Source organism: Nonomuraea sp. NPDC049784 (assembly GCF_040659615.1).
GTDB lineage: Bacteria > Actinomycetota > Actinomycetes > Streptosporangiales > Streptosporangiaceae > Nonomuraea.
Window position 1 is genome coordinate 1 of record NZ_JBFAMX010000285.1, and the last position, 12547, is coordinate 12547.

General features: G+C 70.8%; 5 protein-coding genes and 1 pseudogene. 2 read left to right on the forward strand and 4 right to left on the reverse strand.

The features are described from left to right. Window positions 1-659, forward strand: a 659-nt coding sequence (locus tag AB0J09_RS38555; RefSeq protein ID WP_360702190.1) for an SDR family NAD(P)-dependent oxidoreductase, incomplete at its 5' end; no start/stop codon positions are given. On the opposite strand, the gene hpnH is transcribed toward AB0J09_RS38555, so the two are convergent. From hpnH to AB0J09_RS38575, 4 genes and pseudogenes are all read right to left on the reverse strand, one after another. Next, window positions 633-1637 carry an adenosyl-hopene transferase HpnH gene (gene hpnH, locus AB0J09_RS38560; RefSeq protein ID WP_360702193.1) on the reverse strand — a complete coding sequence of 335 codons (1005 nt, stop codon included), beginning with the start codon at window positions 1635-1637 and terminating at the stop codon, window positions 633-635. The two genes, AB0J09_RS38555 and hpnH, sit on opposite strands and share 27 nt — an antisense overlap. Next, window positions 1634-2272 (reverse strand): hypothetical protein, encoded by a 639-nt coding sequence (locus tag AB0J09_RS38565; RefSeq protein ID WP_360702195.1) that lies wholly within the window; start codon window positions 2270-2272, stop codon window positions 1634-1636. The genes hpnH and AB0J09_RS38565 overlap by 4 nt, the downstream gene beginning before the upstream one ends. After that, window positions 2269-2826 carry a hypothetical protein gene (locus AB0J09_RS38570; RefSeq protein ID WP_360702201.1) on the reverse strand — a complete coding sequence of 186 codons (558 nt, stop codon included), beginning with the start codon at window positions 2824-2826 and terminating at the stop codon, window positions 2269-2271. The genes AB0J09_RS38565 and AB0J09_RS38570 overlap by 4 nt, the downstream gene beginning before the upstream one ends. A 146-nt stretch (window positions 2827-2972) precedes the next feature. After that, a pseudogene (locus AB0J09_RS38575) lies at window positions 2973-10379 on the reverse strand (LamG-like jellyroll fold domain-containing protein); the annotation flags it as partial. Between the two features lie 128 nt (window positions 10380-10507). On the opposite strand from AB0J09_RS38575, the gene AB0J09_RS38580 reads away from it, so the two are divergent. Next, a partial coding sequence (locus AB0J09_RS38580) for an ATP-binding protein (RefSeq protein WP_360702198.1) occupies window positions 10508-12547 on the forward strand: 2040 nt, incomplete at its 3' end.

The following is a 12547-nucleotide window of genomic DNA, read 5'->3' on the forward strand; positions in this document are numbered from 1 at the left end:
CCGAACGCCGGGCGGCCGTCGCCGCGGCGACGGGCGGGCGCGTGCTGGTGTGCGACGTCGCCACGCAGGCAGACGATCTCGCCGAGCGGGCCGGTCACGTCGACGTCCTGGTGAGCAACGCCGGGGTGGGGTGGGCCGGGCCGTTCGTGCGGATGCCGGCCGGCAGCGTCGAGGAGCTGCTGGCCGTCAACCTCGCCGCGCCGATCGCGCTCACGCGGTCGCTGCTGCCGGGGATGGTGGAGGCGGGCCGGGGGCACGTCGTGTTCGTGGCCTCCATCGCCGGGGCGGTGGGCGTGGCGCAGGAGGCGGTCTACTCGGCCACGAAGGCGGGGCTGATCGCCTTCGCGGAGGGCTTGCGTCATGAGCTGCACCACGTGCCGGGCGTCGGCGTGTCCGTCCTGCTGCCCGGCGTGGTGAACACGCCCTTCTTCGTACGGCGCGGCGCCCCGTACACGCGCGGCTGGCCGGTGCCGATCGCGCCGGAGCGGGTGGCGCGGGCGATCGTGGCGGCGATCCGGCACGGCCGGCCGGAGTCGTTCGTGCCGGGATGGCTGAGGGTGCCCGCCAGGCTGCGCGGAGCCGCTCCCGGCCCGTTCCGGGTGCTCGCGCGGCGCTTCGGGCGCGTCCAAGGGTCAGCCGTTCCTGATGGCACGCAGTGACTCCTTCAGGGAGCCGAGCGTGGCCAGGACGGCGGTCGGCTCGTAGCCGCAGTGCGCCATGCAGTTGTCGCACCGCGGGTCGCGGCCCCGGCCGTACGCCGACCAGTCGGTGTCCTCGATCAGCTCGCGGTAGGTCTGCGCATATCCGTCCGCCATCAGGTAGCACGGCCGCTGCCAGCCGAACAGCGAGTACGACGGGATGGCCCAGGCCGTGCACGGGAGCTCGATCCGGCCCTCCAGGAAGTCCAGGAACAGCGGCGAGTGGTTGAACCGCCAGCGGCGCCGCCGCCCACCGGCGAAGGCCTCCCGGAACAGCGCGCGTGTCTCCCGCACGCCCATGAACTGGTCCTGGACGGGCGCCTTCTCGTACGCGTAGGCGGGGGAGATCATCATCTGGTCGACGGCGAGCTCGTTGTTGAGGTAGTCGAGCACCTCGATGACGGTCTGCGGGCTGTCGGAGGAGAAGAACGTCGTATTGGTCGTGACCCGGAAGCCGCGCCGCTGGCACTCGCGCACGGCGGCGACCGCCTCGTCGAAGACCCCCTCCTTGCACACCGCGGCGTCGTGTCGCTCGCGAACGCCGTCGATGTGCACGGTCCAGGTGAAGTACCGGGAGGGCTCGAACTCGTCGATCTTCTTGGGGATCAGCAGCGCGTTCGTGCAGAGGAACACGTACTTCTTCATGGCGACGAGGCGGCGGACCAGCTCGCCGATCTGCGGGTGCATCAGCGGCTCCCCACCGGCGATCGAGACCATGGGGGCGCCGCACTCCTGGATGGCGGCGACGGCCTGCTCCACCGGCATGCGCCGCTTCAGCACGTCGGCGGGGTGCTGGATCTTGCCGCAGCCGGCGCACTGGAGATTGCACGCGAACAGCGGCTCCAGCTCCACCAGCAGCGGGAACTTCGTCCGTCCCCGGAGCCGCTGGCCGAGGATGTAGCCGCCGATACGCAGGCTTTGCCGAACCGGGATCGTCATGGCAGCGATTCCTTGGGTAGCGAGAACTGCTCGGTCTCGGGGGCGTTCATCAACCGCGGGCCGGTGGCCGCCGCCCAGCGCACGAGGACGGGGCCGAGCGCGCGGAGCGTGCGGCGGGCGGCGAGGCCACGGGCGAGCGTCGCCGGGCTCAGCAGCGGCGCCTCCGGCGTGTCGACGATGACCCGCACGGCGGCCAGCGGCCGCCCCGCGGCGGCGCGAGCCAGGGGCCCGGTCTCCATGTCCACGGCGTACGCGCCTATGGCGGCGAGGCGCCGGCGTTCCGCGCCTCTAATGACGTGATCGGCGGTGACCAGCGGACCGACCTTGGCGGGCAGGCCGGCGCGGGCCAGCTCACCCGCGAGGAGGGGAGCCGAAGGACAGGGATGCACGCGCCCCCCGAACCGGACCTCGCTCGCCACCAGGACGTCGCCCGGCCGCAGGCTCCTGTCGACGGCGCCGCCGAACCCCACCACCGCCACCGCCTCCTGCCCGCCCAGGCAGGCGGCCGCGCGGGCCGCCCGCCGCGGGCCGATCCCGGTGACGATCACCCTCGCGCCGGTCCGGTGGGCCGGAAGGCCACGCCTGATCGCGCGGGCCTCGATGCCGAGCGCGGCACAGATGAGCAGGCCGTTCATGAGGGCTCCCTGCTTATGGTCTCCGCTTCGCGGAGGCGGCTCGGTCGCTGAGCGCCGTTGCCTTCCCTCGTCGCTCTGGTCGCTTCGCTCCCGGCGCTCCTCAGTCCAGGCAACGGCGCTCCCTCGCGGGACAGGTAACGTCCCAGGGCGCTGATCGGGAAGACCAGCCGGTAGAGGTGGTAGTTGATGTAGAAGTCGCCGGGGAAGCCGGTGCCCGTGAAGTAGGGCTCGTCCCAGGTGCCGTCCGGCCGCTGACGCTCGACCAGCCAGCGCACTCCGCCTTCCACCGCCGGCGAGCGCTCGCCGGCGGCGAGCAGGGCCAGCAGCGCCCAGGCGGTCTGCGACGGGGTCGAGGCGCCGCGGCCGATCCAGGCGGCGTCGCGGTAGGAGCGCAGGTCCTCGCCCCAGCCGCCGTCGCCCCCGCGCCCGCCGTACCGGTCGTGGTCTTGCTGGTGAGCCGGTCGGCGTCGTCGTAGCCGTAGGCGATGGCGGCCAGCACCGCGCCCGCGGTGGTCTTGAGCGTGTCGGAGGTGGGCCGGTGCAGCGCGTCGTATTCGAAGGAGCGCTTCGCGCCGCCGTAGTCCACGGCCTTGAGCTGGTCCATCGAGTCGTAGGAGTAGGTCGAGGTCCCGCGGGTGAGCGGGTCGCGGACCGTGCTGAGGCGGCTTCCCCCGTCGTAGTCGTAGGTGGCCGTGCCCGCCTTGTCGGTGCGGGTCTTCATACGGCCGTCGGCGTCGTAGGTGAAGGACGCCGTGCCGGACGGCCCCGCCGTACTGACGAGATGATCGCGATCGTCGTAGCCGAAGGTGTTGCCGCCGGCCGAGGTCAGCCGGCCCACGGTGTCGTAGCCGAAGCTGTGGGCGGTCGTGGCGGTCTCGGCGCCTGCGCCGGTCTCCGCGGTGAGCCGGTTCAGCGCGTCGAAGGTGCGGGCGACGGTGACCCCGCCCGGCTTGGTGACCTGGACGGGGCGGCCGGCCGCGTCGTAGTCGGTGATCGTCCGGCGGTCGGCGAGCGTGGTGTAGGCCGTGGTCGCCGGGACGAACATCGCCGTCTGGAGGTTCCACGGGTTGTAGGCGTACGAGGTCGCGTTGCCGTTGCCGTCGGTGAAGCGGGTGCGGTTGCCGACCGCGTCGTAGCCGAATGTCGTGGTGACGGTGTGCGTCGACGTGGTCTTCTCGTGCTGGCCGGTCAGCCGGTTCAGCGCGTCGTAGTCGTAGGTGGCGACCCCGCCGCCAGGCCTGTTGACGGTGACCGGGTTGCTCCCCGCGTCGTAGCCGATCGTCATCGACCGCAGCTGCTTGCCCGACGCGTCGAGATCGGCCACCGCGGTCGCCCGGCCGGCGCCGTCGAACGCGAGCGTGCTGCTGGTGCCGTCCGGGTTGAGGACCTTGGTCACCCGGCCGGCGTGGTCGCGGGTGTACCAGTGGGCCTGGACCAGCGGGTTGACGTCGACCACGACCTCGCCCGCCGCGTTGTAGCCGAACTGGCTGCGCGCGCCCGACGGCGAGGTGACGTAGGTCAGGTTGCCCGCGTCATCGTACTCGTAGGTGGTGGTGTACCCGGCTGAGGTCGGTGTGCGGTCGACGTCGGTGGTGGAGATCCGGCGGCCGAGGTCGTCGTACGTCGCCCCGGTCACCCGGCCCGCCTGGTCCCGCGTCCAGAGCCATTCCCCGGCCGCGTCGAAGCCCGACCGCGACCGGTTGCCCGCCGCGTCGGTGGTGGCGACCACGTTGCTCAGCTGGTCGTACGTGTAGGTGTCGCCGTGGCCGAGCGCGTCCACGACGCTCATCGCGCGGCCCAGCCCGTCGTACGTCGTGGTGGAGCCCGCGGTCACCGTGGCACCGGCGCCTACCTGCGTATAGGAGGGCAGGGTGAGGACGAGCGGCCGGCTCATGCCGTCGTAGGTGATCGTGGTCCGGTAGCCCTCGGCGTCCTCGCTCGTCACGACGTCGCCGAAGCTGTTGTAGCCGGCCCGCGTCGTCGGTCTGACGTTGTACGGCGTGCCGCCCGAGTGCTCGATGGCCACCGTCGGTGCCTTGGTCGTGGTGAGCTGGCCCGCCTCGTCGTAGGTGTAGTCGGTCACCGCACCACGGGGATCGGTCATCGTCCGCGGGGCGCCCCGTTGGTCCCTGGTCCAGGAGGTCGTGAGCCATTCGTCGCCGTCCCAGACCTTCTGGGAGAGGGGCCGGCCAAGCGCGTCGAGGCCGAACGTGGTCCAGGTGTAGGCGCTGTTCTGCGCCTGTACCAGGGAGGTCAGGTGGTCGTCATCGTCATAGCCGTACGTGGTCTTGCGCTTGATGCCGGAGGGGTCCAGCAGGGCCTCGTTGACCCGGTTGGCGGCGTCCACGGTGTAGGTGGTCGTGCTCTTGCCGTTGCCGGTGATCTGCTGGATGAGGTTGCCCGCGCTGTCGTAGGTGTTCTGCTGGAGCGGGATGTCCCGGGTGGTTCCGTCCGCGTTGTGGAAGCCCTCGGCCCAAGCCGATTCGAGCAGGTTGTCGTCGAAGTAGCGGTAGCGGGTGGTACGGCCCATGGCGTCGGTGACCGTGGCCAGGCGCCCGGCCGGGTCGTAGGCGCGCGATTCGAGGACCAGCTCCTTGGGTGAGTCGTTGTCCAGCGGGTCGCCCACCCAGTTGGCCAGGCTGGTGGTCAGCAGCAGGCCGGTCGGTCCGTAGGTGCGCCGGTAGTCGGCGCCGGTGGCGTCCACGGTGCTGGTGAGGTTGCCGTAGGGGTCGTACCCGTAGGTGGTGGTGCTGCCCGCGGCGTCCTTGACGGACGAGACGCGGGCGGCGGAGTCGTAGGTGTAGGTCGTGGTGCGGGTGGCGTCCTTGCCGGTGGGGTCCGTCCGCTCGACCTTGGAGACGTTGCCGTCGACGTCGTACGTGTAGATGACCCACGGGAGGTGCTTGACGCCGCTGATCACGTCCGTGGTCGCGGGGCCGACGGTGGCGGTGAGGTGGTTGAGGGCGTCGTACCCCATGGAGGTGACGACGCCGTTCGGGAACGTGTCGGAGATCTCGGTCACGGTGATGGGCCGGCCGGCGCTGTCGTAGTCGTACTTCGTGGTGAGGCCGGCCGGGTCCACCGCCTGGGCGAGGTCGCCGTTCTGGCGGTAGCCGTACCGGGTGGCCTTGCCGCCGGGGGTGGTCACGGAGGCGAGCAGCCCGTCCGGGACGGTGCCGCCGTCGGCGGCGGCCTCGGTGCCGTCGGTGTAGGTGTACCTGGTGGTGCGGCCGTTGGCGGATCCGCTCACGGGAGGTGTGGTGACGCTGAGCAGGTCGCCCGAGATGTCGTAGGTGTAGCTGGTGCGGTGCGCCGTGTCGTTCCCGGCGGTGGCCCGGGCGTCGAACGCGCCGGTGAGCTTGTCGTTCCGGGGGTCCAGCGGGTCGTCGGGGTCCAGGTAGTACGTGAAGTAGGAGGTCTGGCAGGAGCGCGGTGCCCGGCAGGTCACCTTCATGACCGGGTTGCCCCGGTTGTCGTTGAACAGCTGGGTGGTGTGCCCATCCGGGTCGGTCACCGAGGCCAGGTTGCCGTTGAGGTCGTAGCCGTAGCGCGTGGTGCCGCCCGAGGCGTCGTACAGCGAGGTCGGGCGGCCGCCGTGCTGGGGGTCGAAGGCGTAGACCATCGCTTTGCCGCGCGGGTCGGCGGCGAGCACGGTGGTGGCGGGGATGCCGAACGTCGCGACGTCGTGGTAGTGCGCCTCGATCGCGTCCGTGCTCAGGCTGTTCCAGTAGAGCGCCACCTCGTCGATGGTGCCGGTGAAGTGGCCCAGGGTGTCCGAGGGCTTGGCGGGCCAGTTGCCCGCGATGAAGCCGGCGCCGACGTAGACATGGTTCTGCGCGATCGTGGATACCGGCCCCTTTGACCTGGTCCCGACCACGGCACCGTCCAGCCAGAGCCACTGGGTGTCGCCGGAGGCCGTCAGGACGGCGTGGTGCCAGCTCGCGTCTGTCACGGTCGTGCTCGTGGTGATCGGCGCGATCGCGGCGCCGTCCCAGAACTGGCCGCGCAGCCTGCCGTCCGTCCCGACGTACAGCGCGGGCGTGTAGTTCGCCTGCGGCCCGGCCGGGTCGGTGATGGCCTGCGCCTGGTAGGCGAGCAGTACGCCGGGCTTGGCGGTTTTGAACCACAACTCTGCCGAGAGGTCGCCGCCGCCCTTGATCTCTCCGTCGGGGAGCTCCAGGTAGGAGGTGGAGCCGTTGAACCCGGCAGCCGTGTCGCCGCCGGTGGCCAGGAAGATGGGCGCGGTCTGGTTCAGGGTGACGTTGTGGTAGGTCGCGTCGGATTCGCGCCCGTCGCCGTACGCCGCGCTGGCCGCCCGGGTGCCGGAGTATTCGGCGAGGCGGTAGTACTCGCGCGGCCGGGCACTCAGGACCGCGTTCGGGTAGTAGTCGGCGCCGGCCTGCGTCTGGGCGGGGTAGACCCGCCACTGCCCGCCGTTGGCGTCGGTCACCGAGGCGACGCGGTCGCTCTGGGTGTCGTAGGCGAGTGTGGCCTGCAGCTTGTCCGAGGGCAGCTTGACCGTCTCCAGCACACCCGTGTACTGCCCGGCCGCGTACTGGGCGGCGACGGCCGTGGGGCCGAGCGGGTGGGTGTAGAAGGCGGGGTCGTCGATCTGGCCGGTGAAGTGGCCGCGCGCGTCGGTGGGCGCGGCGGGGCACCAGCCCGAGGTGGTCATGTAGCCCGCCCCGACGCTGGCGTACGGCAGATGGGTCGCCTTGATCTGCTTGGAGCGGCTGGCCACGATCGACCCGTCCACGTACAGGCTCTGCCAGGTTCCGCTCGAGGTCAGCACCACGTGGTGCCAGGCCCCGTCGTTCACCGCCGCGGTCGACGTCATCGATCCGCAGCTGCCGTCGTCGGCCATCTGGCCGTGCAACTTCCCGTCGGTCCCGACGTAGAGCATCGGCAGGAAGCCCCACGGGAGCGGGCCCCGGGAGTCCTCCAGCGTGTTCATCTGCGCGCCGTACAGCACGCCGGCCTTAGTGGTCTTGAACCACATCCCGACCGCCGCGTAGGTGGTGTCGTCGGTGATGTTGTACGGCATGCGCAGGTAGGAGCTCGTGCCGTTGAACGTCGCCGAGCCGTCCGTGGTCCCGGCCGGAGCGCCCGCCGCGCCGTAGGCCAGGTTGACCGCCTCCGCGTCGTCCTGGCCGACGAACAGCTGGGTCTCGTTGGTCGTGCTCTGGTGGAGCCGGTAGTACATCGCGGGGGCGGCGTCCACGACGGCCGTCCGGTAGTGCGACACCAGTTTGTAGGAGTACTTCGTGCAGGCCGTCGTCGTGCCCGGCGGGCAGACGCGGGCGAGCAGGCCGTAACCGTAGCCGTAGGTCCACGCGGGCGCTCCCTGGGCGGGATCGGTGGCGACCGAGGTCACCAGCCCGCTGTTCCAGGTGAAGTAGAGGCCGCGGCCGCTGACCTTGTTCACGACCTTGGCGAGGGTGCCGTCGCCGTTGTAGGTGAGGTACTCGCCGTGCTGGTCGTCGTCGTAGATCGCGGTCAACCGGCCGTTCGGGTCGAACACGTACGCGCCGCCGGACTTGTCGCGGAGGAACCAGGCCAGATCGGTCTTCACCAAGCTCACCGACCGGCCCTCGGGCGGCGCGTACGTGCCGTCGGGGTTGCGTCCGAAGCGCGCCTGCCGCCCGTCGGGATACGTGACCACCACGTTGCCCGTCAGGTCGTTGTCGGTGACGACCTTCATGTCGTAGGCGGTGGTCCAGCCGACGCCGAACATCCCCGTGCGGGAGTTCAGGCTGCTGTACGAACGGGTGATCGCCAGCGCGGGACCGGCGGTGGTGAGGCTCGCGTCCGTGGTGGTGGCCGAGTACTGGCCGGTCAGCGGGTCGACGCCCTTGACGGCGGCCGTGCCCGCGCTGTCGGAGACGTGTGAGGAGACCAGGGGCTGCGGCACGACCGTGCGGAATGTGCTCCACCCGGTCGCCGGGCTGGAGTTCTTGCCGTCGGTGACCAGGGCTTGCCACATGTACTGCTCGCCCCACTTGAGCTTGCCCTGCGGCACCGCCCAGTTCGCGGTCTGCTCACCGGTGTTGGAGTCGCCCGTGACCAGGCCGGTCGCGGGGCACGTGTCGGGGTCGGAGGCCAGGCAGACGTTGAAGACGAAGTTCAGCTCCCCGCCGGGCCACTCGTCCTCGTCATGGCCGGTGGCCGTGAACTCCGGCGTCAGCGTGGACTCCACGTACCCGCTGCCCGGCCACATCGAGTCGATCTGGGGCGGCACGTTGACCACGGTCAGGCTTACGCACCAGACGGGTACGCCCCAGTCGGAGAAGAACTGCCCGTTCGTCACCATGTCCCAGCAGACCTGGTACGAGCCCGGGTTGAGCGGGTCGATCGTGGCGCTCAGCTTCGCCGAGCCGTTGTTGGCGATCGTGGCGGGCAGGCCGGCCGCCGACGTGGAGCTGCCCACGAAAGTGCCGCCGGTGGTGTACACCTTGTAGCCCAGCTTGACCGTGCCGGCGGACCAGGAGTTCATCCCGTTGTTGATCACGGTGACGGGGAGCCTGCCGGCGCTGTTGGCCGTCACCGGCGGGTCGATCGTGGCACCGGAGTCGATCGCGTAGAGCGCTCGCCAGGGGCTGTAATCCACCTGCAGGTACGGCGGGTTGGCCGAGTTGGCGCTGGCGAACTCCTTGAAGCTGTCGGCGGTCAGCGCCAGGCCGTTATTACCCGCGCCGTTGGCCCAGTCCGACAGGGCGGACAGGCCCGCACTGTTGATCCCGATCCACGCCCAGCCGGCGCCGCCGCAGGTGACGCCGCCGGTGAAGCTGGCCGAGCCCCAGGTGTCGCCGAGAGTCACGCCGGGATAGGAAGCGATCGTGCCGACGTTCCAGCTGCTGGTGATCGCCTTCACCGTGACGGGGTTGGCTGAGCAGGAGTTCGACAGGGTGTTGTAGAGGAAGAGCGCGGCGCCGGTCACGTAGGCGTGGGGGATCTGGGAGGCGAGGTTGAAGTTGATGTAGGTGTTGTTGCGCTTGGTGCCGTCCTGGGAACCGACCAGGAGCTGGTCGCTGCCGGAGTGATTGGTGCCGGATTGGTTGTCGACGTAGGTGTCGGAGGCGGCGCTGCTGGTGGTGCGCACGTAGGAGGAGGGGTCGATGACCACCGGGAACGCGCGGTTCTTGGCGTGCAGCCACTTCTGGTCGGCGCTGACTCGCAGGACGTTGCCGATGAGGGTGTAGTGGACCGCGTCGGAGCGGACGCCCGCGGCGTCGCGCATGAATCCGGCGGGGATGGTGATGCGGACGGCGCCTTGCTCGTCGACGAACTCCACGCCCTGCGGCGAGCTTCGCGGCGTCAAACCCTTGGCCTGGAAGGGGAAGTCCCAGGGGCCCGTCGCGGCCTGGCGCGAGGTCAGGACGAGCGACTCCTTGATGCCGTTCCAGGTGGCCTCGACCTCGATGTGCGTCCCAGGCAGCACCTCGCCGTACTTCGCGACATTTCGAGAAATATTGGCTTTGGTGTTTTTTGCCCCTTGGAGGGCGAAGGACAGGCTGTGCTCCTCGTCCAAGGTGAGCGATTGGAGCCTGGGGTCGGCGGCGTCGTCGGCCACCTCGACCCCGACGTCGTTGGCCGCCTGCCGCCAGCGTCCGTCCGCGCTGGTCAGGTTGACGTCGATGTCCGCCCACTCCCCCGCGGCCGTCCGGTACCGCACAGGCCTGGAGTACGTGCGCACGGTGTAGGTGTGGTCGGGGTTCTGGAAGACCTTCGACGTCGCGTCGCCCAGCCTGGGCACCGCCCGGCTCTGCTCGGCGTCGAACCCGTGGACTTCCCTGTTGCCTGGCTTGCCGGCCGCCTTGCCCACCCGCTGCGGTGTGTTCGACAGACGGGAGACAGGCTTGGGCGGCTGCGGGGCTTCCCGGGGCACGGTCCCCTTGGGCGGCTTGGCGGCGGCCCGCACTGGCGGCTCGGTCTGCGACCGGGTCGCGTCCGCCGCCACCTGGTGGGCACGGTTCGCCGCCGAGCCCAGCCGTTGCTCGGGGAGCGTGGGCTCCTTGGGAGCCGCGTAGGCTGCCTGGCCTGCGACGCTGATGACAAGGGTGGTCACTGTCAGTGCCGCGCAAAGACGGGTGGCCCAACGATTCCTCATGCCGACCTCCGGCGGCGACCGTAGTCGCGACCTGTCCGTCCCACATCTGTACGGATGACGTGGATCGAGGGCGTCCGAATGCTCCCAGTCAGGTATGAGATCCACTACGAGTCAGGTACTCTCGCCTCGTGCTGCACGGGCGCATCGCGGAGCAGGCCAGGATCACGCGACTTCTCGCTGGTGAGAGCGGCGCCCTGATGATGCGCGGGGAAGCCGGAGCGGGCAAGAGCGCGCTGCTCGCCTTCGCGGCCGAGATCGCTAGTGATCAAATCGTGCTCCGCGCCTCGGGCAGCCCGGAGGAGTCTCACCTCCCGTACGGCGGCCTGCACATGCTGCTGGCGACCACCCGCCCGCACTGGAAACACCTGGCTGCCCAGCATCGGGACGTCCTCGACCGCCTGGGCGAGCCGGAGCCGCCTGACATGCGCGCGGTCGGCGATCCCGCCTGGCTGCGTTCTCCGTATCTGCCCGTCTGGAACCTCCTGCGCCACCTGGCGGGGAGGCGGCCCGTGCTCTGCCTGATCGACGACGCGCACTGGCTCGACCGGGAGAGCCTGGCGGTCCTGTCCTTCTGCGTCCGCCGCCTCGCCGCCGCGCGCGTGGTGATCCTGGTGGCCGCCGAGGGCGAGTTGCCTGCCCTCCAGGGGATCGACGAGCTGGACCTGCCAGGTGTCGGCAGGAAGGCGGCGCTGGACATCGTCGCCGAGTGCAGGCCGGGCATCGCCCCGCAGGTGCGTGAGCGGATCGTCGGCGATGCCGGCGGCAATCCCCTGGCCCTGTGCGAGCTGGCTGCGGGGATCAGCCCTGCGCAGGTCGAGGGCAGGCTGTCGCCGCTGGGCCTCTACACCGACTGGCCCGGGCGTTCGCGGCGGGCCGATCAGCTGTACGGCGCGTGCTTACGCGCCCTGCCTGAGCGCACTCGCTTCCTCCTCCTGCTGGCCGCCGCCGACCCCGCGGCCTCTCTGCCCGAGCTTCTCGCCGCTGCCGGGGCGATTCCGGCCTCTCAGTCCGAGCTTTTTGCCGCCGCCGGAGCGACCCCGGCTGATCTGGAGCCCGCCGAGACCGCCCAACTGGTCGAGGTGAGGCCGGCCGGGCTCACCCCTCATCACCTGCTGATCCTGGTCGCCGCCTACCAGTCCGCGCCGGTCTCGGCCCGCATCGCCGCGCACCGAGCCCTGGCCGAGGCGTCGCCCGAGCGGCGGGTCTGGCATCTCGCCGCCGCCGCGCTGGGGCCGGACGAGGAGATCGCGCGCGAGCTGGAGACCATCGGGACGTCGTCGTCGCTGGAGCACGCGGCCGAGCTGACCACCGACCCCGAGCTACGCGCCCGGCGCTATGCCGCCGCCGCGCTCGCCACGTGCTACGCCGGCCAGCTGCGTCGCGCGGCGGACCTGGCGACCTGCGCGACCAAGCTGAGCGCCGAACCCTCGACGCTGGCCTCGGCCGCCCGCGTGCTGGCCACCGTGGAGTCCGAGATCGGCTCGCCGGCCAAAGCCGCGCGGATGCTGCTGGATTCGGCGGCCAGGATCGGCGACGACGACCACGCCATGGCCCTCGTCATGATCGCCGACGCGATCCGCCTGTTCGGCTACAGCGGCGATGAGGGGCTCGCCGCCCAGATCGCCGCCGCGGTCTGGGCGGCACCGGCGGCTTCGCGAGCTCCTTCGCAGGTCGCGCGATCAGGAGCCCAGTCCACCTGGTCTGCTCCGCTGGCCCGCTCCCTGCCCACACTGGCGAACATCATGGCCGGTGGCCCGTTCAGCGGCTTCGCCGCCATCGGCGAGCTGGTCGAGCACACGCCCGCCCTGGCCACCCAGCAAGCCATGACCGCCACCTCTTTGGGCCTGATGGCCGCCGACGCCGGCTCGGCGCTGCGCCTGACCTCCACGCTGGTCGCCGACTGCCGCCACCAGGACCTGAGGGGGCTCCTGCCGTACGCCCTGCAACTCCAGGCCCAGGCACTCCTGCTGAGCGGCCGCAACGCCGAAGCGCTCAGGCAGGCCACCGAAGGGCTGAAACTCGCCGGTGACCTTGGCCAGCCCCACCGAGTCGGGCACCTGAGCGGCCTGGTCGCGCTGATCGCCGCGTTGAGCGGCGATGAGAAGCGCTGCCGGGCCTACGCCGAGTCCGAACAGAAGATCAAACATCTGAACTCAATACACAAATAT